We start from the raw sequence: 25278 nt of genomic DNA, 5'->3' as shown, positions 1-25278 counted from the left end.
CCCGTCCCACGGCAGGGCGTTCTGCCAAGCCATCCGGTTCAGAACGGGATCGGCATCTCCACATCCGCTGGTGGGGGCGCGCAGGCCGCCACCCGCTCGAGCACCACATGGCCGATCACCACGATCGAGGGGGAGCCATAGCCCTCGGCTTCGGCCGCATCAGCCAGCTCCCCCAGGGTGCTCACCAACTGCCGCTGGCCGCTGACGGTCCCCTGCTGGATCACCGCTGCGGGGGTGTCTGGCGCCAGCTCACCGGCGATCAGCTCATCGCAGATGCGGCGGAGGTTGTGCAGCCCCATATAGATAACCAGTCCATCGCTGCTGCGGGCCAGGCCCCGCCAATCAACCCCGGGCCGCCCCTTGTCGATCTCCTCATGGCCTGTCACGAAGGTGACGCTGGAGCCCGCTTTGCGGTGGGTGACCGGGATGCCGGCGTAGGCAGGTGCGGCGATGCCGGCGGTGACACCCGGCACCACCTGAACCGGCACCCCATGGCTGGCCAGGTGGGCCGCTTCCTCGCCGCCCCGGCCGAACAGGAATGGATCGCCGCCTTTCAGACGCACGATCGTGCGGTGGCGGTGGGCCAGGTCGACCAGCACGGCGTTGGTGCTCGGCTGGGGGACGGAATGGTGCCCCCGGCGCTTGCCCACGAAGTGCCGCTCGCAGCCTGCCGGGGTCAGATCCAGCAGGGCCGTCGGCACGAGGGAGTCGTAGACGAGGGCATCACAGCACCGCAGCAGCCTGTGGGCCTTGAGCGTGATCAGCTCGGGATCGCCCGGGCCGGCACCCACCAGATACACGGTGCCCAGAGGCTCGACAGCTGGCTGCGCAGGATCTGCCGTGCCTGCGCTCATGGCAGGGCCTCGAGCTGATCGAGCAGCAGGGCCTGGAAGCGTGGACGTTGCAGCAGCGGGGCCCCCAGCGCAGCGGGCAGGCTCTCGGTGAGCCGGTTCGCGGCCAGGGCCAGGGGCAGGGCAGCGCCGCGGATTGCCAGAGTCAGGTCCTCGAGATCAGTCGCAGTGTATGGAGCTGCTTGACAAGTCGCTGAACAGCGGCGCGCAAGGTGCGCCAGATAGCGGTCAGCCAGGCCCCGCTCTAGCGGGTGGTGCAGCAACAGCGGCGGCGATTCCTGGCCGTGGCTGGCCGCCAGATCAGCCAGTTCGGCGGCGATCGCCGCCTGCCAGCTGGGCCAGGCCCCCAGGAAGGGCATCCGCCGCAGCGGGCCGCGGCGGCGCCAGGCCGCCGCGATCGCCGGGATGTCGTGGCGCACGTGGGTGCCGGGGAGCAGCAGCAGGGGCACCAGGGTGAGCGGCCGCTGGGCGTTACCCAGCCCTGGGGCGGCGGGATCGGGCTGAGCCACGCTGCCGCTCAGTGGCTGCAGACGCACAGGAGCGCGCCGGCGACGCTCCAGGTTGAGGGCCAGGGCCTGCAGCTCCTCGGGGATCACCCCCCCGGCGCGTCCATGAACCACCAGCAGGAGCGGGCTGCGGGGCAGGGCCGCCAGCCGCCGCCGGGCCCGGGCTTCGGCCCCAGGGTCGAGGGGTCCGGCCAGCACCTGCTCGAGCCCCTGGCGGCCGCTTGGCAGGCGGGCGAGCAGATCCACGGCCTGGGAGGCGAGCGCTCCATCGAGGTCGCTGCAGAGCTCCAGCAGCAGCTGCTGCAGCGCCGCCTGGGGCCAGACGCTCAGTCCCACGGCCAGGCCTTCCAGGGCGGCGCGACGCAACGGAGACGGGCCGGGCTGACGGGCCAGATGTTCGAGACGGGCAAAGTCCTGGCTGTCGCGTTGGTGCCCGAGCAGGGGCAGCAGGGACACATTCGGCCGCTCAGCCACGGCGCCTCGCAGCTGGGCAGCGCAGGCGGGATCACGGCGGCGACCGATCAGATCGAGCAGCTCCTGTCGCTGGGCCACCTCGGCGGGCTCGCTGGTGTCGGGCAGGCTGAGCCACCAGCGCAGCAGACGGGCTGATCCAGCTCCATCGAGCTTCTCCACCAGCACCGCCATCAGGTCACTGGCCGCAGGCAGCAGGCCCTGTTCCAGCGCATCCAGCCAGGGGCCTGTGGCCACCGCTTCCGACCGCCTGAGACGCTGCAGCCAGGGCCAGCGCTCCTGGCTGCCTTCAGGCGGCAGCTGGGAGGGAAGAGGTGTCACTGGGGCTGTTCCTGCGCCATCAGGTGCCGCCCGGAACCTGCCCTGAGCGGCAAAGTGTCTCCATTGATACGTTTCATGGGTCAGGACTGGCGTGGTGCCAGAGCCCCTCTAGCAAGGAATGAGATACAGCCGTCAGGACAAGGACGCCATGGACAACGCCACCACTGAACTTCCGATGGATCGAGGAGCCTGTGTCCGCACCGGCGCCGGGCCAAGGAGTCAGTCGTCGGCCAGTTTCTCCGAGCTCAAGCAGCAGCAGCTGGTGTTCACCCTGGTGCGCCAGTTGGCCGAAGCCCAGTTCGTGCGCGCCGACCGGGAGCTCACCCGCCGGCTCTGGCAGGAAGTGGCGGCGCTGGAGATCGACCCTGATCGCATCACCGCCCTGCTCTACGGCGGTCAGTCCTGCGACGACCGCCAGGGCCTGATGGCCCTTGATGCGAGCTGGAGCATGCAGGCTGCCGTCGAACCCCGGCGTGGGTTCCGCTGGGGCTGGGGTGGCGGGGCACCCCGCCGCGGCGTTCTCAGCTCACAGCCACGCGCGGGCGGGCGCCGTAGTGCTCCACCAGCAACGCCTCCAGCACGTCTGGGAGCTCGCTGAGGGGCACGCCCTTGTCGTGCAGGGCCGCCAGTTTGGGGTTGGCGTCCATGGCGCCACCAAGGAATATCTTGGCGGCTTCCACCATCTGACCATCCACCCGGGTCTTGGCGCCCATCAGGCCGATCTGGCCCATATAGGGCTGGCCGCAGGCGTTGGGGCAGCCGGTCCAGTGGGTGCGCACCCCATGGGGCAGCTCCAGACGCCGCTCCAGTTCGTCGACTACCGCCTGGGCCGTGCTCTTGGTGGGGATGAGAGCGAAGCTGCAGTAGCGGTTTCCAGTACAGCTCACCGCCTCTGCCTGGAGGGCCCCTGGGGTCACCTGGAAGCGTTCCAGCAGGGGTTCCACCAGCAGGGCATCCAGCCTGCCCTCGGGCACATTGGCGATCAGGGCGTTCTGGCTTTCGCTCAGCCGCAGTTCGCCTGTGCCGTACTCCCGGGCCAGACGGGCGAGTTCCACCATGCCGGCGGCCTCCAGCCGCCCCATCGGCACGTGCAGGCCAACCCAGTGCAGTCCCTCCTGCTTCTGAGCGTGGACCCCGCAGATGTCGCGTGGGGCCTGGCACACCAGATGGGAGCCGTCATGGGCGGGGGTGGCGGCGGCTTCCTCCACACCTACGAACTCGGCGAAAGTGTCCAGCACCTGGGAGCGGTAGTTCTCCAGCCCGAGGGCGTCGATGAGATACATCAACCTGGTCTTGTTGCGATTCTCGCGGCTGCCTTCCCGCTCGTAATGGCGCAGCACCGCCAGGCTGAAGGCAGGCAGTTGCTCGCCTCGCAGCCACAGCCCCAGGGGAACGGCCAGCTCGTTGCGCTGGGCGGAGAAGAATCCGCCCACCATCACCGTGAAGCCCAGCTCACCGCCGTGATGGGCCGGCAGGAAGGCGAGATCGTTGTGCAGCAGGAAGCTGTCGGGCGCCCCGCCCACGGCCACGTTGAACTTGCGGGGCAGGTTGCGAGGGCCGTCTGGTCCCAGCAGAGCCTCCTGAATGGCGTCCACCAGGGGGCGGGTGTCGAGGAATTCCTCCGGATCCAGACCCGCCAGTGGATTGCCGGTGACGTTGCGAGGGTTGTCGTGGCCTGACTGGCGGCTGGTGAGCCCCACTGACTCCAGGGCGATCATCAGGGGGGCCATGTCCTCCAGCAGCAGGCCCCGCAGCTGAATGTTCTGCCGGGTGGTGATGTCGGCACTGCCGTGCTCGCCGCAGCGATCGATGACGTCGGCCAGCACCTCCAGTTGATCGGCGCTGATCACACCGTTGGGCAGCCGCAGGCGCAGCATGAAGCGTCCCGGAGTCACGGGCCTGAAAAAGATGCCCAGCCATTTGAGATGGATGGTGAGGGTGGCCTCATCCAGGGACTCCCATCCCGCGGCTCCCAGTTCAGCCAGGCGCGGGGCCAGATCCAGCCCGCATGCCTCTGCCTTGGCCTTCTCCACCTTGTTCAACTTTGCGCTGCTGGAGGCCTGGGACGCTGGCCCCTCGGCGGATGCTTGAGCTGCGCTCACGGTGGCTCCCGAATGCTGAGACCTGACCCACTAGCGTCTCAGCACGAGCCCCGTCATCCTGTTGCAAGCTTTACCAAACATGGCTCCACAGGGGATCCGTGGGGAGTTGCCAAGGCGGCCGCCGATGCCTGCCGAGGCGGTGCGTTTCCGTGAGCTGCTGGCCAAGGTGGGCAGCGGCGAGCACACCAGCACGGGGCTGACACGCGCCGAGGCCCGCGAGGCCATGGACCTGATGCTTCTGGGCCAGGTGAGCGATGCCCAGCTGGGGGCTTTTCTGATCGCCCACCGCATTCGCCGACCGTCACCGATCGAGCTCACCGGCATGCTCGACAGCTACCGCGCCCTGGGGCCCACCCTGGTCACCCCGGGGCGCAGCCCTCTTTGCTTTGGCGCTCCCTACGACGGCCGCAACCGCACGGCACCGGTGCTGCCGCTGCTGGCCCTGGTGCTGGCGTCGGCGGATCAGCCCGTGGTGCTGCATGGCGGCGGCCCCATGCCGGTGAAATACGGCGTCACCCTGGCGGAGTTGTTCGCCGCCCTGGGGATCGAATGGCGAGGGCTGAGCCTGGAGGCCGTGCAACAACGGCTGGATCGCCATGGCCTGGCCCTCACCCACCAGGCTGATCACTTCCCGCGAGCCGAGCGTCTGCTGCCGGTCCGCGACGCCATCGGCAAGCGGCCGCCGGTGGCCAGCCTGGAGTTGCTCTGGACGCCTCACCAGGGGCCGCACCTGCTGGTGAGTGGCTTCGTGCATCCCCCCACGGAAAGCCGGGCCTGGGAAGCCCTCGGCCATGCCGGTGAAACCGATGTGTACACGGTCAAGGGCCTGGAGGGTTCCACCGACCTGCCCACCACCAGGGCAGGCATCTCGGCCCGGCTGCGCCACGGCACCATCACCCGGATCCTGTTGCATCCTCGCGATCACGGCATCACCGCCCAGGAGGTGGCCTGGCAGAACCTGGAGATCTGGCGCGATCAGGCCCTGGCGGCTCTGGTGGGGGTGGGTCCCCTGGCCGATGCCCTGCTCTGGAATCTGGCGGTGTACTGGTGGCAGGCAGACCGCTGCGACTGCCTCGAAGCCGGACTGGAGCAGGCCAGGGGGTTGCTGGCGGCCCGCAGCGGCGAACGTTTGCGTCAGGAGCTTTCGGCATGAGCCTGCACGACCGTTGCTTCGCGTTCGAAGACGATTTCGTTGCTGATCTGCGCTGCCTGCCGATGGCGGTGCGCCGCAAGCTCGATCTGGCCGGCGTAAAACTCCGGCTGAGCCACTGGAATGCCCTGACGGCGGGTGAGCGGGCCGAGCTGTTGGCGTGGCCGGATCACCCCGGAGCCATCAGTGATCTGCGGCTTTGGTTGCAGGGGCGAACGGCCACCCTTGCCGATGGCCCCGCCCGGGGGATTGAACCGGCCGCAGGCCTCGACTGGCAGCAGGCAGAGGTCATTCCCGAGCGGCTGCAGGCCGCCTGCGCCCAGCTGGGTGCGTCCCTCGAGCCCAGCCAGTGGCAATCCCTGGATGAGCTGCAGCGTTTTGCCCTGGTGAAGCTCAGCCATCCTGGTCATGAGCACCGCAATCTTCCCCGGGCCCTGCGGGAGTTCGGCCTCTAGCCAGGCGCAGAGAACCGTCCTCATTCCCTGTTGTTGGTATCAATGAACACCCCGAGGGGTGGTCGTTCGTGATGATCTGAGTGCGTTGGTCAGCCTGAGCGCCAGCATTTCCCCGGTTCGGTGCGCTTGATTGCGAAGCCCGTCCGGATTGCGATTCATCGCAGCCCGACACTTCCCCAACCGTTCCAGGCTCCATGTCCAATCTTTCACGCCGTAGATTCCTTGTTACCGCAGCCGGCACGGCAGCTGGTGCGGTCTGGTTGAGTGCCTGCGGTGGTAAGAAGTCGGAAACGACCACCGCTCCGACTGCTGCTGGGGGAAGTGATACAGAGGTGAAGGGGGCCACTCTGGGCTTCATTGCCCTAACGGACGCCTCACCGCTGATCATCGCCAAGGAAAAGGGCTTCTTTGCCAAGCACGGCATGCCCGATGTGAAGGTGGTGAAGCAGACTTCCTGGGCCGCCACCCGGGACAACCTCGAGCTGGGTTCTGATCGAGGTGGTATTGATGGCGCCCATATCCTTACGCCGATGCCCTACCTGCTCACGGCGGGGACCATCACCAAGACCAGCAAGCCGCTGCCCATGTATCTCCTGGCACGGCTCAATGTGAATGGCCAGGCCCTCTCTCTGTCCAATGAATTCCTTAAGGAAAAGGTTACGCTTCAAAGTCCCAAGATCAAGGAGATCGCCGACCGAAAGAAGGCTGAAGGCAAGCCGCTCAAGGCTGCCATGACCTTCCCTGGCGGCACTCACGATCTCTGGATGCGCTACTGGCTTTCCGCCAACGGTGTCAATCCGGTCTCGGAGGCGGATCTGGTGGTGGTGCCTCCGGCCCAGATGGTGGCCAACCTTCAGACCGGCACCATGGACACCTTCTGCGTGGGTGAACCCTGGAACCAGCGGACCGTCAACAAGAAGATCGGCTACACCGGTGCGATCACCGGTGAACTCTGGAAGGATCACCCCGAGAAGGCCTTCTCGATTCGCGCTGACTGGGTCGACAAGAACCCCAAGGCAACCAAAGCAATGCTGATTGCTGTCCAGGAAGCCCAGATGTGGTGTCAGGATCCTGCAAACCTCCAGGAACTCTGCGAGATTACGTCGAAGGATAAGTACTTCAAGTGCAATGTGGAAGACATCAAGCCTCGCCTGGCTGGTACTTTCGACTTTGGTGATGGACGCAGTGTCACCGATTCACCCCTGAGGATGCACTTCTGGAAGGAGACCGATTCCCACTCTTTCCCCTACAAGAGTCACGACCTCTGGTTCCTCACCGAAGACATTCGCTGGGGCTATCTCCCCCAGACCACGGATACCAAGAGCCTGATCGACAAGGTCAACCGCTCCGATCTCTGGAAGGAAGCTGCCATCGCCATCGGTCAGGAGAAGGCCATCCCCGCCTCCGATTCCCGAGGCAAGGAAACATTCTTTGACGGTGTGGTCTTCGACCCGGAGAATCCCAAGGCCTACCTCGACTCGCTCAAATTCAAAGCTCTGGCCTGACCTGATCGGGATCCTGCCCGACTCACCAACGCCTAATTCATGACTCTCACTGCTCCCCTCGACCGGCGGCGCCCCCGCCCGTTCAGTTCCGCCATTCTCAAAGCAGTGGTTCCCTATGTGATCTGCATCGGGGCCTTTCTGATCAGCTGGCAGTTGCTCTCAGGCATCCTTGGAGCGGCCCGGCTGCCAGGACCCATTCAGGTGGTGGCGGACACCTGGGATCCCTACATCAGCGATCCCTTTTTTGATGACGGGGGGACCAGCAAGGGCCTTGGCTGGCAGATTCTGATCTCCTTGCAGCGGGTGGCGATCGGCTACGGGCTCTCGGGAATCGTGGGTATCGCCATCGGTGGACTTCTTGGCCTCAACCGCTTCATCGGTAAGGGGTTTGACCCGGTGATTCAGGTACTGCGCACGGTTCCACCTCTGGCCTGGTTTCCCATTGCCCTGATGGTGTTCCAGGACGCCAATACATCGGCAGTCTTCGTGATCTTCATCACCTCGATCTGGCCTGTGATCATCAACACGGCCGTGGGCATCCGCCAGATTCCTCAGGATTACACCAACGTGGCCAGGGTGCTGCGCCTGCGCAAACGCTCCTACATCCGGGAGATCGTGATTCCAGCTACCGTTCCTTATGTGTTCACCGGCCTACGCATTGCCGTGGGTCTGGCGTGGTTGGCGATCGTGGCGGCGGAAATGCTCAAAGCTGACGGTGGAATTGGCTATTTCATCTGGGATGCCTACAATGCTGGTGGAGATACAAGTGCCAGTCAGATCATTCTGGCGATTGTTTATGTCGGGATTGTAGGCCTGGCTCTCGATCGCCTTGTGGCCTTCGCGGGCTCGAAGGTCAGTGGAGGACACTGACGATGCCTGCTCTGTTCACCGTTGACAACGTCACTCAGGCCTTTCCTCTCAAGGATGGTGGCACCTACGTAGCCCTTAAGGATATTTTTCTGAACGTTGCTGATGGGGAATTCCTCTCTCTGGTGGGTCACTCCGGCTGCGGCAAGTCGACGCTGCTCAATCTGCTCGCTGGCCTCACTCGTGCCAGCGAAGGTGGCATCCTGATGAATGGCCGGGAGGTGACAGAGCCTGGGCCAGACCGGATGGTGGTGTTCCAGAACTACTCACTTCTCCCCTGGAAATCCGTCCGGCAGAATATAGCTCTTGCTGTCCATAATGTGATGCGTGTCTCCTCCAGAGAGGAGCGTGAATCCATCATTGATTACAATATCAAGCTGGTGGGTCTGACGGCTGCTGCCGAGAAATTCCCCCATGAAATCTCTGGAGGAATGAAGCAGCGGGTGGCAATCGCCCGGGCCCTTGCCCTGCGGCCAAAGTTGTTGCTTCTGGATGAGCCCTTCGGTGCCCTTGATGCCCTCACTCGGGGCAATCTCCAGGAGCAGTTGATGCGCATCTGTGAGGAGGCCCAGGTCACCACGGTGATGGTCACCCACGATGTCGATGAAGCACTGCTGCTCTCCGACCGGGTGGTGCTGATGACCAATGGGCCAGAGGCCTATATCGGTCAGATTCTCGACGTGCCCCTGCCCCGGCCCCGCACCCACCTCACCGTGGTGAAGGATCCCCGCTACTACAGCCTGCGGGGTGAGGTGGTTCAGTTCCTCACCCAGCAGAAGGAAGCCCGCAAACAGCGCCTCAACCCCTCGGCGGCCATTGCCGCCAATGACCTCGAGAAGATCAACGTCACTCTCGGCTTCATTCCCCTCACCGACTGTGCCCCGCTTGTGGTGGCACACGAGAAGGGATTTTTTGCCAGGTACGGCCTGGATCAGGTCAGCCTGCGGCGGGAAACTAACTGGAAAACTCTTGAGGCCGACCTGCGCCAGGGTGTGATCGATGGTGGTCAGATGGTGGCCGGCATGCCCCTGGCCATCACTCTGGGAAGCAAGGGAACGTCGCCGCTGCCGATGGTCACGGCCCTCACCCTTACTCGCAATGGCAATGCGATCACTCTGCACCGCCGCTTCCATGAAGCCGGGGTGCGCAGCCTGGCCGATTTCAAGGCCTGGATCGTTGCCCATCCCCAGCGCAAGCCGGTGCTGGCGATGGTGCACCCCGCGTCGATGCACAACCTGATCATGCGGGCCTGGCTGGCCTCGGGCGGCATCGATCCAGACCGCGACGTCAGCCTGATCGTGATCCCGCCGCCCCAGATGGTGGCCACGCTCAAGGCGGGCAGCATCGATGGCTTCTGTGTCGGTGAACCCTGGAACACCCGTGCCGTTCAGCAACAGCTGGGCACGGTGATCGCCACCGATGCCGATCTCTGGCCCGGCCACTGCGAAAAGGTGCTGGGTGTCCGCGAAGACTGGGCCGCCGCCCATCCCCGCACCCACCAGGCCCTGATCAAGGCGTTGCTGGCGGCCTGTCAGTACTGCCAGGACCCCGACAATCGCCCGGAGGTGGCCGCACTGCTGTCGCGTCGGGAGTACGTGGGCACTGAGCTGGACACGCTCCTTCCCGGCCTTGTCGATCCTTACGACCGCGGTACCGGCACCCCTGAGCTGATTCCGGAGTTCAATCAGTTCTTCGGCGCCCAGGTCAATGCTCCCTCCAGTCGCGACGGCCTCTGGATCCTGACCCAACTGGCCCGTTGGGGGATCAGCGCCTTCCCCGAGAACTGGAGAGACGTGCTCGATCGCGTCCAGCGACCGGATCTCTTCGCCCAGGCCAGCGCCGACTTCCCTGCTGAGCCCAGCGCCAATGGCCAGCGTCTGCTGCCTGTGCCGCTGTTCGAAAACCAGCTCCTGGATCCCAACGATCCGATCGCTTACCTCAAGCAACTGCCGACCGCCGGACCCATCCGTTACGAAACAGTCCCGTTGCCCGCCAGACCCAGCTCCCTCGAGCCAGCTGCGTCGCTCCGCTGAGCTCCTTAACCCTTCAACCGATGCAGACTCTTCCCTCCACGACAGCAGCCACCACCAAGGGATCGGAGCCGTTCCTGGTGATCGATGGGGTCTCGAAGGTGTATCCCACACCCAACGGCCCTTATACCGTCCTTGATGATGTTCACCTCGAGGTGCGTGAAGGGGAGTTCATCTGCGTGATCGGCCACTCCGGTTGCGGCAAATCCACCCTGCTCGACATGGTCTCCGGCTTTCGCGAGCCCACCACGGGACAGGTGCGGCTGGAGTCAGAACCGATCGTGGAGCCAGGCCCCGATCGCATGGTGGTGTTCCAGAACTATTGCCTGCTGCCCTGGCTGTCGGCTTACGACAACATCGCTCTGGCGGTGAACAGCGTTTTCCCTGAGCTCAAGCGCAACGGCCAGGCCAGGGCCCTGGTGGAGAAGCATCTGGCGATGGTGGGCCTCACCGAAGCCGCAGCCAAGAAGCCAGGGAGCCTCTCCGGTGGCATGAAGCAGAGGGTGTCGATCGCCCGGGCCCTGGCCCTGCAACCCAAGGTGCTGGTGCTTGATGAACCCTTCGGCGCTCTTGATCCGATCACCAGGGAGGAGCTCCAGGAAGAGCTGCTCAAGATCTGGGCCGAGCACAAGGTCACCGTCCTGATGATCACCCATGACATCGATGAGGCCCTGTTCCTGGCGGATCGGGTGGTGATGATGACCAATGGACCGGCGGCGAAGATCGGCGAAATCCTTGACCTTCCCTTCCCGCAGCCCCGCGATCGAGCCCGGCTGATGGAGCTTCCTGAATACTTCGACTACCGCAACCGAGCCCTTGATTTTCTCTACCGCCGTTTCGCCCACGACGACACGTGAGGACAGCACTTCCCGATCAGCCGCCGTTCTGCCAGCTGTCGATGGCGGTCGGCCAGACTCTCCTGCTTGATGGCGGCCACGCTGCCGCCACCTCGCCGATGCGGGTCCTCTCCGGCATTCTCCGGGTGTTTCTGCTGGCCTCCTCTGGCCAGGAAATCACGATCGGCTTTCTGCAGCCGGATGATGTCTGCGATGCCCTGAACCTTCGTCGCGATTGGGTTGGCCTTGAAGCCCTCACCCTGGTGCAGATCGAGCGGGTCGAGCGCAGGGAAGAGCTGGGCGATCTCACGGATCTCAGCACCTGGACCCTGGAGCTGTTGATGATCCGCCACCACCCCGATACCGAAAAGCGACTGAGGGCGCTGCTGGCTTTGCTGGTGGAGCGGATGGGACGACGCAATGGCCTCTGGTACGAGCTGCCGATCCGGATCACCCATGAGCGCCTGGCTGAGTTGATCGGCAACACCCGCGTCACCGTCACCAAGATGTTCACGCGGTTGCGTCAGTCGGGCTTGGTGGACGACCATCCCGCCGGCAGTGGCCCTCCTGTGTTGCGCCTCTCGCCTGAGCTGGTGGAGGCGATGCTGCCGATCGGCTGATTCCTAGCCAGCTGTCTCGGCCCGCTCCACCCGCACGGCGGCGGCCTTGAGTTCGGGTTGTTTCGAGATCGGGCAGCCCAGGGCATGCATCAGCCGGTTGGCTTCACAGGCCTGCTCCTGGGCGGCACCCCAGTGCATCGGCAGGAACACTGTGCCCGGGCGAATCCGATCGCTGATCTGCACCTTCACGCTCAGATCGCCGCGGCGGGAGCTCACCCGGGCCAGACTGCCATCGTCGAGGTTGCAGCGCTCGGCGTCAGCCGGGTGGATCTCCAGCAGGGGCTCGGGGTGGCTGCGGCGCACCCGCTCCACATGGACGGTGCGGGTCATGGTGTGCCAGTGGCCCAGGTAGCGCCCCACCGTGAGCACCAGGGGGAAGCCGGTATCCGGCGGCTCCCCCAGCCCCAGGGGTTGCTGGGCCACCAGGCGGGCTTTGCCGTTGGCCGTGGGGTAGACCCCCTGGGTGTGCAGCCGCGCCTGGCCGCCTCCCGCCGCCGTGCCGGCCGGGAAGGGCCACTGCTGGGGTCCGTGCTCGGCCAGCAGGCTGTGGCTGAGACCGCTGTGGTCACAGACCCGCCCGGCGGTGATCGCCGCGAACTCGGCGTAGACCTCAGCTGAGGAGCCGTAGGCGAACTGCTGGCCAAAGCCCAGCCGCCGGCCCACTTCCGCGAAGATGGACCAGTCGGGACGGGCTTCGCCCGGGGGTTCCCGGAAGGCCTGGCACAGGGTGACCCGGCGCTCCGAGTTGGTCATCACTCCCACCTTTTCGCTCCACTGGGCGGCCGGGAGCACCAGATGGGCCACCGCTTCGGTTTCGGTGCCGGCGTAGGCCTCGCTCAGCACCACCATTGGGCAGCGGGCCACTGCCTGTCGCACCCGATCCAGCCAGGGCAGGCTCACCAGCGGGTTGGTGGCCGCCACCCACCACAGGCCCAGCTCGCCGCGTTCCATCGCCTCGATCTGCTCCCACACTGTGAGGCCATCCCGCTCGGAGATCGTGCCTGGGGGAAAGCCCCAGTGCTGCTCGATCTGGGAGCGGTGGCTGGCCTCATGGATCGAGCGGTACCCAGGCAGCAGTGCGGCCAGACCGCCGGCTTCCCGTCCGCCCATGGCATTGGGCTGCCCGGTGAGCGAGAAGGGGCCGGCGCCGGCTCTGCCGATCTGGCCGCTGACCAGATGCAGGTTGATGATCCCAGACACGGTGGCGGTGCCCTCCACGCTCTGGTTCACACCCATCGACCAGAGGCTGAGCACCCCGGAGCTGGCGGCCCAGAGCGACGCCAGACGGCGCAGCGCCTCCTCCTCGATTCCGCAGAGGGCGCAGACCCGCTCCGGTGTCCAGCCGGCCCAGAGGGCCGCCAGCTCAGCGAAGCCGTCGGCCGTGGCTGCCACCCGCTCAGGGTGAATGGCGCCCCGCTCCAGCAGCAGATGACCCACTCCGTGCAGCAGCACCAGATCCGTGCCGGGGCGAATGGCCAGGTGCAGGTCGGCCACATCACTGGTGGCGGTGGCACGGGGATCGACCACGATCAGCTGCAGCGCCTCCTTCTGGCGGCGCTTGCGCTTGAGCAGCCGCTGGAACAGCACTGGATGGCATTCGGCCGTGTTGGTGCCGATCAGCACCACCGTTTCGGCCAGGTCGAGGTCGTCGTAGCAGCAGGGGGGGCCATCGGAGCCCAGGCTGAGCTTGTAGCCCGACACCGCGGAGCTCATGCACAGCCGTGAATTGGCATCGAAATTGTTCGTGCCCAGGGCCCCTTTGATCAGTTTGTTGGCGACGTAGTAGTCCTCGGTGAGGAACTGGCCGGAGCCATACATCGCGATGGCGCTGGACCCCCGCTCAGCCTGAATCGCCTGGATCCGCTCCACCAGAATCGTGAAGGCCCGCTCCCAGCTGATCGCCTCAAAGGGTTGGTCGCGCTGCTCGCGCCACAACGGTGTGGTCAGGCGGTTGTGGTGCAGGGTTTCGGCCACGGTGGCCCCTTTCACGCATACCTGGCCGAGGGAGGAGGGATGCTGCCGGTCACCCCGGACGGTCCAGATCGCCTCGGCTGGGGCTGCGGCTTCGGCTGGGGTGTCCGGATGGTTGGTGTCCGTTGCCAGTGGTTTGAGCTCCAGTCCACAGCCGACCCCGCAGTAGGGGCATTGAGCCTTGGATGGAGCGGGCACTGGGCAGGTGGTGCAACGGGAGTCGCTCTCCATGCTGACCCATGGGCTGCGTTGGAGACGGGCGAAGTCGGAGTGAGCGCAAGGCCTATGGCGCCAATCAACGAAGCTCATCAATTGCCGGTTGACCCATAAGAAAAATGCCGCCTAAGGTTCGCCCACTGATCCCCGGCACGAGAGCCTGAACCCTGTGAGCACGAGCATCCCCAATGCCGTCGATCCGATCACCGTCGAGCGGCCACTCGCCCCACCCCCCAGCGTGGTGCCCTGGTACCAGCAGTTCCGCCGTGTCCAGATAGTCCAGTCGCTCGAGGCGATTCAGGATCTGATCGCGGTCTCGCTCTGTGTGGGCCTGTTCTGCGTGATGGTGCTGCAGATGCGCATCCTCTTCTCCACGTTGCTCTCGGCGCCGCAGTTCCACGCGATCACAGCCGACATCCTCTTCATCCTGATCCTGGTGGAATTGTTCCGCCTGCTGATCATTTATCTGCAGGAGCAGAGGGTGTCGATCGGCGTGTCTGTGGAGATCGCGATCGTGTCGGTGCTGCGGGAGGTGATCGTGAACGGTGTGCTGGAAACCGACTGGCACCAGATCCTGGCGGTCTGCATGTTCCTGATCACGATGGCCGTGTTGATGGTGGTGAGGGTCTGGCTGCCGCCCACCTTCGCCGGGGTGGATCCGGAAGCCAAGGTTTCCGAACGGATGAGGTCGGGGCCCTTCTTTAAACAGTGAGCTGCCAGCCCCTCGGGGGCCCGGTTGGTCTGCTCCTGCTGCATGGCTTCAGCGGCAGCACAGCCACCTTCAGCGCCCTGGAGCCAGCCCTGATCCAGATCGGAATCGCGGTGCAGGTGCCGATGCTGCGCGGCCACGGCTGCGATTCCCCCCAGGCCCTCTCGGGAGTCAGCTGGCCTGACTGGCTGGAAGACGCCAGGACTGCACTCAATGACTTACGCGCCCGCGCCGGGTCGGTGATCGTGGTGGGCCACAGCATGGGTGCCCTGCTGGCCGCACTGCTGGCTGCCGAGCAGCCGGAGCTGATCGACAGCCTTGTGCTGGCGGCGGCACCGATCCAGCTGGCCTCCCCCCTGGCGCCTGGACGTCCCTTCGAGTTCCTGACGCCACTGCTGGGGCGCCTGCTGCCCCGCTGGCCCTTGCCCAGGCATTACGCCGACCCTGCCCTCGCGTCCAGCGACACCAGCTATCCCTGGGTGCCGATGGATGCCCTGCTCTCCTTCCTGCAGCTGAGTGTGGTGGTCCGCCGCCGCCTGGCTGATGTGCACCTGCCGGTTCTGATTCTCCACAGCCGGGCTGACCGCGTGGTGGCCCCCGCCGCCGCGGATCTGCTCGCTTCAGTACTGGGAACTCCCGAGCAGCAGGTGCGCATGGCCTGGTTCGAGCGCAGCGGCCATGAGCTCTTCCGTGATGGCGAGCAAGGAGCCGTGATCGCGACCGTGCTTCAGTTCGTCCATGAGCGGATCAGCCGGCGGCCCGTCGCGCCTTGACCCCAGACCGGAGCCGGCCCCGCTGCGGGCCTGCCTGCTCAGCGGCGGCGACAGCCGGCGCATGGGCACCGACAAGGCCCTGCTGAGCCACCCCGACGGCGGCACCTGGCTGGAGCAGGCCCTGCGGCTGCTGGCCGGCCTCGGGGCGCCGCTCACCCTGGTGAGTCGCCATCGCGCCCACGGCCACCTTGCCCGTGAGTTGAACGAGCGGCTCGGGCTGGAGATCGAGGTGCTGCTGGAGCCGCCCCCCCGGGAGGGGCCGCTGCTGGCCCTCACCAGGCTGATGGCGCTGCACCCCGGCCAGCGCCTGCTGCTCGCCCCTGTCGACATGCCCCGGCTGGAGCTCGAGAGCCTGCGGGCCCTGGTGGCGGCTGCCGAGGCCGGCTTCGATCCCGACACCATTCATCTGGCCCACGATGGCCGCCGGCTGCAGCCTCTGCTGGGTCTCTATCCGGCCACCCCCTCCAACCGGGCGGCGGCGGAGGCCTTCACCGGCCGGGGCGGGCGCAGCCTGCTGCGCTGGCTCGAGCAGACCCGCTGCGTCAGTGCCGTGGAGCTTGATCCAGCCCAGCTGCTCAATGCCAACACGCCTGGGGATTGCCAGCCAGGGCCAGGCGACGGTTTCAGCAGGTCTGCGCCAGGCTGAGCCACCGGCAGCCGGCCGCCCAGGCCGGGCAGATGTGGCAGCTCCGACCCCTCTCCTCGATCAACTGGGCCGCCCGCCAGGAGTGTTGCGTCTCTCCCTCACCGCCCGCTGCAACCTTGCCTGCCCCTACTGCTGCCCGGACAGCCATGACCCTCCGGAGCTGCTGACCCACGCGGAGCGGCTCCGGCTCGTGAGCGCGGCGGCGGAGCTGGGCTTCAGCAGGTTGCGGCTGACCGGCGGTGAGCCCCTGCTGCACAGGGGTCTGGAGGAGCTGGTGGAGGCCCTGAGGCCCCTGCGCGGAGCCCGGGACGGCTCAGGTTCGCCGGGGCTGAGCGAGATCGCCCTCACCACCAATGGGGTGTTGCTCAGCGCCCAGCGGGCCCGGGAACTGCGGGCAGCGGGCCTGGATCGGATCACCGTGAGCCTCGATGGCACTGATGGCGCCAGCGTGGCGCGCATGGCGGGCCTCGCCGGCGGGGCAATGGCCGGAGAGGCCGTGCTCGAGAAGGTGCTCAGGGCCCTCGACCATGCCTCTGGCGCTGGTTTTGATCCCGCCAGTGGTGCTCTCAAGCTCAACGCCGTGATTGCCCGCGGCCGCAACGAGGATCAGCTGCTGCCCCTGGCACAGCTGGCCCGGCAACGGGGGATCGAGCTGCGGCTGATCGAGTTCATGGACGTGGGCAACCGCAATGGCTGGCAGCCGGATCTGGTGCTGCCCGCAGCCGAGATGGTGCGCCGGATCGGCGCCCACTGGCCCCTTGAGCCCCTGGGTCGCCAGGCCCATGGCACGGCCAGCCGCTGGCGCTACCGCGATGGTGGGGGGCATCTGGCCGTGGTGGCCTCGATTTCGGCCCCCTTCTGCGGCGACTGCGACCGGCTGCGCATCACCGCCGACGGGGTGGCCTACACCTGCCTGTTCGCCTCCAGTGGCCTGGATCTCAAGCCCTGGTTGCGCTCGCCTTCAGCCGCTGGGGAGACTCTGAGCAGGGCCATGCGGAGTCTCTGGAGCCGACGCCACGACCGTTACAGCGAGGAGCGCGCCGAAGAGCATTCTTCAGGGCCTGCCACAACCCAACGCTCCCATGCAGAAATGGCCTACCTGGGGGGGTGAATGAGGCTGGGATTCAAGCCAACGTGCTGATGAACTCAGCCACGCAGAGCTGCCTGCAGTAGCCCCGAAAGCAGCTGAGGGCCGCCCGGTGCCGCTCGGCTGATTCGGCCATGCAGGCATCGATCAGGCAGATCACGTCGTAGCCGCGATCTGCGGCGTCCTTGACGGTGTGATCGATGCATTGATCGCTGAGCAGGCCTGCCACCACCAGCTCGGTGATGCCGATGTTGCGCAGCAGGTAATCGAGGCTGGTGGAATTGAAGGGGGAGGAGGAGCTCTTCGGCAGCACCAGTTCATCGGGCCAAGGAGCAAGGGCCTCGATCACCCGGGCCTCCCAGCTGCCCGGGGCAAAGCCCAGGCCGGAGCGCTTGTAATCGAGGCTGCGGTCGCGGCCGTCGGCGGTGAGGTTGGCGATCACGGTGTGGATCACCTCCAGGCCGCTCGAGCGGGCGTGGCCCAGCGCCTGCTCCAGCCGGGGCAGGACCGCCGCCTGGAAGTGGGCGTCGAAGCCGGGCGGCCGAGCTGGCTGCCGCGGTTGCGGCAGCGTGGCGAGGGGAGTGGCTCCAGCGCTGCTGGTGGGACCGGCCGGTCCGCAGGTGCCGTTCTGGATGTCAACCAGGAGCAGGGCCGTGGGAGCCAATGGAGCAGGGACCGCGGCCTCCACCATGGCCTCTGTCACTGAATCGGGCAATGATTTGCGGGCCCGTGGCTGCCTTGCCGTGCCGGACCTCCCCAGCGCCACTGCCCAGATCACGGAACTGCTGGAGCGCGGCCTGCTCCGGCTGGCGATCACCTTCGTGAATCACGCCGGATCGGTGCTGGTGAAGGGGGTGCCGCTGGAGCGGTTGGCGCTGGTGGCAAGCCAGGGAGTGGGCTTTTCACCTGTGGCCGATGCCTTCGGAGCCACCGGCCTGATCGATCCGCAGCAGAGCCTGGCCCGCCCTGATGGCGACCTGCGCCTGAAGCCCGATCTCGCCGCGCTGCGCCCGCTCGACCCTGCCTCCGGCTGGGCCTGGGCTCCGGGCGTCCGCCATGGCCGCGATGGTGAGGTCTATGCCCTGGATCAGCGCGGCTTCTGCGCCCGGCAGCAGGCGGCTTTTGCGGCTGCCGGCCTGAGCGCCCTGGCCGGTTTCGAGATCGAGTGGATGGTGGGGCTGCCCCAGCCGGTTGGCGGTGCCGGGGGCTGGAGTCCGGCGGTGGTGGGAGGCCCCTACGGCGCTGATCGCCTGGTGCAGGGCTTCGATTACCTCGCTGCCGTAGCCGAGGCCCTTGATGCGGCCGAGCTGCCCTGGCTGCAGCTGCACCCGGAGTACGGCGCCGGCCAGTTCGAGCTGTCGCTGGCGCCGGCGCCGCCGCTCGAGGCCGCCGATCGCCTGGTGGCGGCGCGCCTGGTGATCCAGCAGGTGAGCCGTCGCTTCGGCTGGATCTGCAGCTTTGCCCCTGTGGTGACGGCTGATCTGGTGGGCAATGGCGGCCACCTGCACCTGAGCGTGGCGGACCAGGGTGTGCCCCTTCTCGGTGGCGGCACGGGCACCGCTGGCCTCACTGCCCGGGGGGAAGCGCTGCTGGCGGGTCTGCTGGAGCAGCTGCCGGCCCTGATGCCCCTGGCCTGCGCCCTGGCGGTCTCGTACAAGCGGCTGGCCCCGGGCCGCTGGGCGGCGCCTTTCCAGGTCTGGGGGGTGGAGAACCGGGAGGCGGCCCTGCGCCTGGTGCCGGCCGGCGGGGGCGAGCCCGGCCATCTGGAGCTCAAAGTGGCCGATCTCAGCGCCAACCCCTATCTGCTGGTGGGGTCTGTGCTGGCGATGGCGCAGAACGCCCTGCAGCAGCCCAGGCCCCTGCCGCCGCCGCTTTCGGGCGATCCCGCCGCCGCGTCTGCCGCCGTGGCCCCGAGGCTTCCCCAGACCCTCTCGGAGGCGGTGCGGGCGTTCGAGGCCAGCCCGGTGCTGAGGGAGGCCATGGGGGAGGCTCTGCAGCGCACCGTGGCGGAGTCACGCCGGGCTGAGGTGCGCCGCAGTGAGGCCCTCCCCGACGAGGCCTTGATCGCCTCCACCCGCGCCTGGCCCCTAACCGGTCTTTGAGCATGAACGAGCCGAGCCTCACGACCAGCTTGAGTCCAACGACCACACCAGCCGAAGAGCATCTGGCCAGCAGCGCGATCGTTGACTGGCGCACACCCGTCGTGCGATCACTGGCGCGGCAACTGGGCGATGGCACCCAGCTGCAGGTTGCCGAGCGTTGCTTTCTCTGGGTCCGCGACCGTGTGCGCCACAGCTTCGACGGCCTCGGAGGTGCTTGAGCAGCGCAGCGGTATCTGCTTCGCCAAAAGCCATCTGCTGGCGGCCCTGTTGCGGGCGAACGGGATCCCGGCTGGCTTCGGTTATCAGCGCCTCTGTCTCGACGACAGCGGCCCGCCCTTCGCCCTGCATGGCTTCAACTGGGTGGCGCTGCCCGGTTTCGGCTGGCATCCGCTCGATGCTCGCGGCGATCGCGAGGGCGTGGCGACCCGCTTCGAGCCGCCGGCATTCTCTCTGGCCTACTCGGCGCGCCTCCCCGGTGAGCGCACCGATCCGCATGTGTTCGCAGAGCCCCTGGCTGCCCTGCGCCAGTCCCTGCCCGACTGACAGCCATGAACCACGCCTGGTGGGACTACACAACTAGCTGGGGGAGGTGTTCTGCAGCCAAGACGGAAGGCATTCTCACCAGCGAGCAGACTCGCCCAAGCTGGGAGCCGGCTCGGATCCCGCGCTGATCTCCAGGTGCTCGATGTCCTCACCCGACCAGGCTGCGGCCCCACCGGCCCCGCCTTCCACCCTGCTGCACATCCTGGGGGTGAGCTTCGGGATCGCCGGGGCGGTGGGGGGCACCGTGGGTGCCGGCATCCTGCGCACGCCGGGGCTGGTGGCTGCGCAACTGGGCAGCGCCCCGTTGATCGTGGCTGCCTGGGTGGCGGGTGCGCTCTATGCCCTGCTCGGTGCGCTCGCGGTGGCTGAGCTGGGCGCCAGCCTGCCCCGTGCCGGCGGCTGGACCGTATATGCCCGGCGGGCCCTGGGGGATCAGGCCGGCTTCTCCGTGGGCTGGATCGACTGGGTAGGGCACTGCGCCGGCCTGGCCTGGGTGGCTGTGACCATTGGCGACTACACGATCGGTCTGCTGCCGGCCCTGCCCGTGGGCAGCAAAGCGGTGGCCCTGCTGGTATTGCTGGCCTTCGCCCTGATCCAGCAGCTGGGCCTGGAGGCCGGCAGCCTCAGCCAGAAGATCCTCAGCCTCGGCAAGGCCATCGCCTTCCTCGGCCTGATCACGGCCTGCTTCCTGCATGCCCCTCTCAGAGATCTGGCGGGCCTGGCCGAACCGCTGCTGGATGCCACAGGCTCCGCTGAGCCGATTGCGGCCTCAGGCATCAGCCTCGGCATCGGCGTGGTGTTCGCCATGCAGGCCGTGATCACCACCTACGACGGTTGGCACAGCCCGATCTATTTCGCCGAGGAATTCGCCGAGCCCAGCTCGGATCTGCCCCGCTCCCTGGTGGGTGGTGTGCTCAGCGTGGCGGGGCTGTATCTGCTGGTGAATCTGGCGCTGTTGCGGCTGCTGCCGGTCTCGCGGATCGCCGGGTCGGTGCTGCCTCTGGCCGATGCGGCCGAGGTGATCTTCGGGGCCTGGAGCGCTCAGCTGATCGTGGTGCTGGCCCTGATCTCCTCGTTCGGGCTCGTCAATGCCGTGGTGATGGGCGCGCCGCGCATCCTCTTCGGCCTCAGCCGCGAGGGCTTGTTCCTGCCCCAGTTCGCTGCGGTGAGCGCCAGCGGCACCCCCGTGCTGGGGCTGGTGGTGACCACGGCCAGCGCCGGCCTTCTGGTGATCTTCGGCGACTTCACGATCCTGCTGGGCATTGCCTCCTTTCTCTACGTGCTGCTCTACCTGAGCGGGATCACCTCCCTGGTCCTGCTGCGCTGGCGGGAGCCGGATCTGGAGCGTCCTTTCCGCGATCCTGGCTATCCGATCAGCGCCGCGATCGTGTGGCTGGGGTCCTTCGCCTTCCTGATCGCCGCAATCCGCAACGACACCGCCAACAGCGCCGGCGCCCTCGGCCTGATCCTGCTCAGCTTTCCCCTGCACCGGCTGACGCGGCGCCTGACGCCATCGCCGCCGGCCTGATCCCGCCCCGCACCAGCACCGGCACCCGTTTGAAGGCCGGCGTGCCGCTGCGGGGATCCACCGGGGCTCGGATGATCGCATTCACCTCCGGGTAAAACATCAGTGCGGCGCCCTCGCGGATCTCGCCGGGGATGATTTCGATCCCCTTCAGGCTTCCGGCTTCGCCCTGTACTGTCACGCGCTGGTGGGCCGTCAGGCCTGAGCGGGCCAGATCCGCCCGGTTCATCAGGATTGTCTGGCGGTGCGGCATGCCCCGGTAGGCATCGCCCGGCTTGTAGACAACCGTGTTGTGCTGTGAGTAGCTGCGGGCGGTGATCAGGGCCAGCACCAGGCCGGTTTCTCCCGGCGCCAGGCCGCCGAACTGGGCCGGCTCAGGCAGCGTCAGCGCCGGCAGGGGTGTGGGGGCCATCCGTGCTTTCCCTGATGGGGTCGGGAAGCTGGGCCGCTCGAACACCCGCCCTTCCACACTGAATTCGCGTCTGGTGGCATCGATCGTGGCGATCGGGCCGTAGCCGGGCACGGTGCGGGCGATCAGCTGGCGCACATAGACGGGATCCTGCAGCTGGCCCCAGTCGATCGGGTCGGTGCCCATCAGACGCCTGGCCAGCTCGGCCAGGAAGCCCACTTCACTGATCAGATCGGCTCGTTTCAGGTGGGTGTGACCCGGTTCGTTGAGGCGCACGAAGTTGTTGCCCGCTTCGGTGGTGGTGCGGTGCGGTGTTTCGAAGCGGTTGAACACCGGCAGCACCAGGGTCTGGCGGGTGCCAAGCCCATGGAAATGTCCCTGATTGGGCTTGGTGGCCAGATAGATAACGGTGTCGATACGGCCGAGGGCGCGGCGGGCCTGCTCCGAATCCGGGTTGGCGCCCCAGAGGTTGCCGCCCAGGCAGAGCAGGGTGTCGACCGCACCGGCTTCGGCGGCCCCGATCAGGGCGCGGGTGTCGTAGCCGGGTACGCGGCTGAGCGGGCGGCCCAGCAGCGCCTCAAGAGCTTTCTGCATCTCGGCGCGCAGCTTCACCGTGACGCCCATCGAGCCGAAGCCCTGCACGTTGGAGTGACCGCGGATCGGCATCGTGCCCGCTCCGCTCCGGCCGGCGTTGCCGCTCAGCAGGGCCGTGTTGGCGATGGCGTGCACGTTGTTGGTGCCGTTGGCGTGATGGGTGATGCCCATCGCCCAGGCGAACACCACGCCCCTGGCGCGGGCGATCACGGCGGCGGCGTGCTCGATCTCCTCACGGCTGAGGCCACAGCAGGTGGTGATCGTCTCCCAGGCGGTGGCGCGCAGCTGCTCCAGCACCGCCTCGGACCCTTCGGTGTGGGCGGCGAGGAAGTCATGGCGCACGTGGCCGGTTTCCAGCAACGCCTTCTGGATCCCAACAAACACGGCCGTGTCGCTGCCCGGCACCGGCTGCAGGAACAGCGAGGCGATCTCCGATCCCCGCAGCATTGATTTGATCGGGAAGGCGGGCGAGCCGAACTTGAGCAGCCCCACCTCCAGCACCGGGTTGATCACGATTACGCTGCCGCCGCGCTCACGCAGGCGGATCAGCTCGTTCATCAGCCGCGGGTGGTTGGCCGGCGCGTTGGAGCCCACCAGCACCACGCAGTCGGCTTGCTGCAGGCTCTCCAGGCTCACCATCGAGGTGCCCGAGCCGAACACCTCGCCCAGCCCCACGGTGGAGGGGGCGTGGCATAGATCGGAGCAGTCAGCCAGGTTGTTCGAGCCCATTGCCCGCAGCAGCAGCTGCAGCAGGTAGGCGGCCTCGTTGGAGGAGCGGCCGGAGCTGTAGGAGGCCAGCCGCTCCGGCGGCACCTTGAAGGCGGCCTCGGCCAGCTCAAGCACGTCGTCCCAGGCGAGGCGTTCGTAGTGGCTGCGGCCTTCGCGCAGGATCAGGGGGTGGCTGAGCCGGCCGAGCCGGTCCGCCTCCAGGGAGCTCAGGCCCTGGAGCTCGCTGATGCTGCGGCCGGAGAAGACGGATTCCGGCACCGCGGGCTGCAATTCGGCGCTGATCGCCTCCACGCTCTTGAGGCACCTCTGCAGCGGTTCACCCAGCTCATCGACGAAGCCGCCGTTCTGACCGCCGGTGCCCCAGGCGCAGGAGAGGCAGGCGCTCTTGTGCAGCAGGGTCTGCCAGAGCAGCGGGCCGCGGGGCGAGAGGGTGGCTTTGGCCCAGCCCTCGATCACGGGCCAGCCGCCGCCCACGCTGGGGTTGCCGCTGGATCCGGGCGGTTCTGCCTTCACGATGCTCGCTGCGACGGCCACTCCTTCAGGATGGCGCGCCCCGGCACCCGCAGGGCCCAGTCGCGGGTTTCGGCTTGTTGCCGCCGATACGATCAAGCCCCAGCCGCAGGATCCGGCATCCCCCCAGTCGCAGCGCACCGAAGCCAGATTCTCTACGGCTGCGCCGGCACGTTCCTGGGCCAGTCGGGGCTGTTCATCGATCTGCCCTCGCTGCCGCTGATGGCGCGCGACTTTCAGGTGAGCGCCGCTGGCAGTCAGGAGTCGATCACCGCCTACGCGTTGGGCTATGGCTTCTCGCAGTTGGTCTGGGGCCCGCTCTCCGATCGCTGGGGACGCCGGCCCACGGCTCTCACGGGGCTCGCTCTGTTCAGCCTGGCCAGCCTGCTGCTGGTGGTGGTCTCGGGCTTTGCTCCATTCCTGATCATGCGCCTGATCCAGGGCATCGGCGCCGGCTGCGGCACCTCGGTGTCACGGGCCTGCCTGCGCGATGTCTTCAGCGACCGGCTGCTGACCCGGGCCATGTCGTTCGTGGCCATGAGCTATGCGATTGCCCTCGGCCTGGCGCCCTTCCTGGGCGGATTGATCGCCCGGGTGGCCCCGTGGCGCGTCGATTTCCTGCTGCTGGCGCTCCTGGGGACAGCCACGGCAGTGTTGCTCTCCCGTGGGCTCAAGGAAGCCCGCCGCCTGGCCCCGGCGGAGCGGCGAGCAGGCTTGCGCCTGGGCGAGATCGCCCTGGGCTATGGCCGCCTGGCCCGTGATTCCCGCTTCCTGGTGCCCACCTTGATTGCCACCTTCGGCACCGGACTGATGGTGGTCTACGGCGCGGTCAGTCCATTTGATTTCGAGAAGGGATTTGGCTTCAGCCCGTCTCAGTTCGGTGCCATCTCCCTCAGCCTGAGCCTCCCCTATCTGCTGGGCGCCGCCGTGGTGAGCCGCTGGGTGATGGGCCTGGGCCAGGAGCGGTTGCTGCGGGGCGGGCTTGGCGCCGTGCTGGCCGGTGCGGGGTTGATGCTGGGACTGGGGTTGGCGGGCCGCTTCGATGCCGCCTCCCTGCTGCTGCCGATGCTTGTGGTCACCCTGGGGGCGGGCCTGCTGGTGCCGATCGGCCTGGCCATGCCGATGCAGGCCTTCCCCGCCCAGGCCGGACAGGCCACGGCGCTCACGGGCTTCCTGCAGCAGGAGGGAACGGGCCTGCTGGTGGCCATGGCTGTGGGTATATCCGTCAGCTCCCAGGTGCCCCTGGCCCTTGCCCTGTTGGCCCTTGGCGGGATCCTGGCGCTGCTGGTGCGCGCTTACGGCCGCCTTGCCCCGGGTCGATGACCGTGCCTCTCCCGGTCGAGCAAGTCCCCCGATGGCACTGGATATCGCTGTGATCCACGTTTCTCCAGAAACTTTGTTTTCTCAATTCAGCCATGGTTTCTGTCTGAGTAAATGAAATCAGAGATGTTGGTTGGACGATTTAAGCGAAAGCCCCCGGCCCTGTGCCTAGCTGGCCTGAAGATTGCCGCTTCCCTGCCATTCCCGAATGGTCATGAAACTCGACCATCTTGCCTTTAAAAGAGATAATCTAACGAGGCTCGTTCCCCAAAGCATTTGCCCATTGATTTACTTGCGGCCGATACGGTGAGTGGATTTTTTTAGATTGCCCACGTAGGTTTTGGCCACCTTCTGCTGGATGAAGTCCGCTGCAATCAGTTGCGTCGCAACAAGCGTGGCAATCCTCACAAGGGCATGATCGCGAATCCAC

Annotated in this window: 23 protein-coding genes; 17 read left to right on the top strand and 6 right to left on the bottom strand. The window is 66.9% G+C overall.

The annotated features are described in order from the left end of the window. Positions 1-38: 38 nt before the first annotated feature. Together cobA and KBY77_RS11515 are read right to left on the bottom strand one after the other, a co-directional pair. Positions 39-854 (bottom strand): uroporphyrinogen-III C-methyltransferase, encoded by an 816-nt coding sequence (gene cobA / locus KBY77_RS11520; RefSeq protein WP_255104516.1) that lies wholly within the window; start codon positions 852-854, stop codon positions 39-41. Further along, positions 851-2149 carry a CbiX/SirB N-terminal domain-containing protein gene (locus tag KBY77_RS11515; protein ID WP_255104514.1) on the bottom strand — a complete coding sequence of 433 codons (1299 nt, stop codon included), beginning with the start codon at positions 2147-2149 and terminating at the stop codon, positions 851-853. The genes cobA and KBY77_RS11515 overlap by 4 nt, the downstream gene beginning before the upstream one ends. 118 nt (positions 2150-2267) lie before the next feature. On the opposite strand from KBY77_RS11515, the gene KBY77_RS11510 reads away from it, so the two are divergent. Beyond that, the gene (locus tag KBY77_RS11510) at positions 2268-2747 is read left to right on the top strand and encodes a hypothetical protein (protein WP_255104513.1); all 480 of its coding nucleotides are present in this window, start codon (positions 2268-2270) and stop codon (positions 2745-2747) included. Here KBY77_RS11510 and KBY77_RS11505 read toward each other — a convergent pair. Then, a complete protein-coding gene (locus tag KBY77_RS11505) occupies positions 2671-4251 on the bottom strand; it encodes a ferredoxin--nitrite reductase (protein WP_255104511.1) in 1581 nt (526 codons plus the stop codon). The genes KBY77_RS11510 and KBY77_RS11505 overlap by 77 nt on opposite strands. A 124-nt stretch (positions 4252-4375) precedes the next feature. Here KBY77_RS11505 and KBY77_RS11500 point away from each other — a divergent pair, with 124 nt between their 5' ends. The 7 genes from KBY77_RS11500 (at position 4376) to KBY77_RS11470 (ending at position 11714) form a co-directional block, all read left to right on the top strand. Next, a complete protein-coding gene (locus tag KBY77_RS11500; RefSeq protein ID WP_255104644.1) occupies positions 4376-5404 on the top strand; it encodes an anthranilate phosphoribosyltransferase in 1029 nt (342 codons plus the stop codon). Further along, complete coding sequence (locus KBY77_RS11495) at positions 5401-5856, top strand: nitrate reductase associated protein (RefSeq protein ID WP_255104509.1); 456 nt, start codon at positions 5401-5403, stop codon at positions 5854-5856. The genes KBY77_RS11500 and KBY77_RS11495 overlap by 4 nt, the downstream gene beginning before the upstream one ends. Before the next feature lie 194 nt (positions 5857-6050). Then, positions 6051-7361: a CmpA/NrtA family ABC transporter substrate-binding protein gene (locus KBY77_RS11490; protein ID WP_255104507.1), complete on the top strand. Its 1311-nt coding sequence runs from the start codon at positions 6051-6053 to the stop codon at positions 7359-7361. Positions 7362-7400: 39 nt separating this feature from the next. Continuing rightward, complete coding sequence (gene ntrB, locus KBY77_RS11485; RefSeq protein ID WP_255104505.1) at positions 7401-8231, top strand: nitrate ABC transporter permease; 831 nt, start codon at positions 7401-7403, stop codon at positions 8229-8231. A 2-nt stretch (positions 8232-8233) separates the two neighbouring features. Continuing rightward, a complete protein-coding gene (locus KBY77_RS11480; protein WP_255104503.1) occupies positions 8234-10261 on the top strand; it encodes a nitrate ABC transporter ATP-binding protein in 2028 nt (675 codons plus the stop codon). A gap of 20 nt (positions 10262-10281) precedes the next feature. Then, positions 10282-11115, top strand: a complete 834-nt coding sequence (locus KBY77_RS11475; protein ID WP_255104500.1) for a nitrate ABC transporter ATP-binding protein — start codon at positions 10282-10284, stop codon at positions 11113-11115. A 41-nt stretch (positions 11116-11156) separates the two neighbouring features. Next, on the top strand, positions 11157-11714 hold the full coding sequence (locus KBY77_RS11470; protein WP_255104498.1) for a Crp/Fnr family transcriptional regulator: 558 nt from the start codon (positions 11157-11159) through the stop codon (positions 11712-11714). Between the two features lie 3 nt (positions 11715-11717). On the opposite strand, the gene KBY77_RS11465 is transcribed toward KBY77_RS11470, so the two are convergent. Next, on the bottom strand, positions 11718-13916 hold the full coding sequence (locus tag KBY77_RS11465; protein ID WP_255104496.1) for a molybdopterin oxidoreductase family protein: 2199 nt from the start codon (positions 13914-13916) through the stop codon (positions 11718-11720). 154 nt (positions 13917-14070) lie between these two features. Here KBY77_RS11465 and KBY77_RS11460 point away from each other — a divergent pair, with 154 nt between their 5' ends. Genes KBY77_RS11460 through KBY77_RS11445 form a run of 4 tightly spaced genes read left to right on the top strand, consistent with a single transcriptional unit; the run spans position 14071 to position 17140 of the window. Continuing rightward, positions 14071-14613, top strand: a complete 543-nt coding sequence (locus KBY77_RS11460) for a phosphate-starvation-inducible PsiE family protein (RefSeq protein WP_399212748.1) — start codon at positions 14071-14073, stop codon at positions 14611-14613. Then, a complete protein-coding gene (locus KBY77_RS11455) occupies positions 14610-15383 on the top strand; it encodes an alpha/beta fold hydrolase (protein WP_255104494.1) in 774 nt (257 codons plus the stop codon). The genes KBY77_RS11460 and KBY77_RS11455 overlap by 4 nt, the downstream gene beginning before the upstream one ends. After that, positions 15349-16029 (top strand): molybdenum cofactor guanylyltransferase, encoded by a 681-nt coding sequence (locus KBY77_RS11450; RefSeq protein ID WP_255104492.1) that lies wholly within the window; start codon positions 15349-15351, stop codon positions 16027-16029. Before KBY77_RS11455 ends, KBY77_RS11450 begins: the two co-directional genes overlap by 35 nt. A 34-nt stretch (positions 16030-16063) precedes the next feature. Beyond that, a complete protein-coding gene (locus tag KBY77_RS11445; protein ID WP_255104490.1) occupies positions 16064-17140 on the top strand; it encodes a GTP 3',8-cyclase MoaA in 1077 nt (358 codons plus the stop codon). A gap of 13 nt (positions 17141-17153) precedes the next feature. Here KBY77_RS11445 and KBY77_RS11440 read toward each other — a convergent pair whose 3' ends face one another. After that, on the bottom strand, positions 17154-17807 hold the full coding sequence (locus KBY77_RS11440) for a cysteine hydrolase family protein (RefSeq protein ID WP_255104487.1): 654 nt from the start codon (positions 17805-17807) through the stop codon (positions 17154-17156). Here KBY77_RS11440 and KBY77_RS11435 point away from each other — a divergent pair. The 4 genes from KBY77_RS11435 to KBY77_RS11420 all read left to right on the top strand — a co-directional run bounded on the left by KBY77_RS11435 (position 17806) and on the right by KBY77_RS11420 (position 21289). Continuing rightward, positions 17806-19218 carry a glutamine synthetase gene (locus KBY77_RS11435; protein WP_255104485.1) on the top strand — a complete coding sequence of 471 codons (1413 nt, stop codon included), beginning with the start codon at positions 17806-17808 and terminating at the stop codon, positions 19216-19218. The two genes, KBY77_RS11440 and KBY77_RS11435, sit on opposite strands and share 2 nt — an antisense overlap. A gap of 29 nt (positions 19219-19247) precedes the next feature. Beyond that, positions 19248-19436, top strand: a complete 189-nt coding sequence (locus KBY77_RS11430) for a hypothetical protein (protein WP_255104483.1) — start codon at positions 19248-19250, stop codon at positions 19434-19436. Further along, positions 19399-19761 (top strand): transglutaminase family protein, encoded by a 363-nt coding sequence (locus KBY77_RS11425; protein WP_255104481.1) that lies wholly within the window; start codon positions 19399-19401, stop codon positions 19759-19761. Before KBY77_RS11430 ends, KBY77_RS11425 begins: the two co-directional genes overlap by 38 nt. Positions 19762-19903: 142 nt before the next feature. Continuing rightward, positions 19904-21289 (top strand): APC family permease, encoded by a 1386-nt coding sequence (locus KBY77_RS11420; RefSeq protein WP_255104479.1) that lies wholly within the window; start codon positions 19904-19906, stop codon positions 21287-21289. On the opposite strand, the gene KBY77_RS11415 is transcribed toward KBY77_RS11420, so the two are convergent. Further along, positions 21234-23552 carry an FdhF/YdeP family oxidoreductase gene (locus KBY77_RS11415; RefSeq protein WP_399212743.1) on the bottom strand — a complete coding sequence of 773 codons (2319 nt, stop codon included), beginning with the start codon at positions 23550-23552 and terminating at the stop codon, positions 21234-21236. The genes KBY77_RS11420 and KBY77_RS11415 overlap by 56 nt on opposite strands. Before the next feature lie 9 nt (positions 23553-23561). Here KBY77_RS11415 and KBY77_RS11410 point away from each other — a divergent pair, with 9 nt between their 5' ends. Beyond that, entirely contained in the window at positions 23562-24851 is a 1290-nt protein-coding gene (locus KBY77_RS11410) for an MFS transporter (RefSeq protein ID WP_255104477.1), read from the top strand. Positions 24852-25278: the final 427 nt, after the last annotated feature.

Origin of the sequence: Synechococcus sp. Cruz-7E5, assembly GCF_024345995.1 — a bacterium.
Classification (GTDB): Bacteria; Cyanobacteriota; Cyanobacteriia; order PCC-6307; family Cyanobiaceae; genus Regnicoccus_A.
The sequence above is the reverse complement of the archived record's forward strand: the minus strand, read 5'-3'. Positions and strand labels throughout refer to the sequence as shown.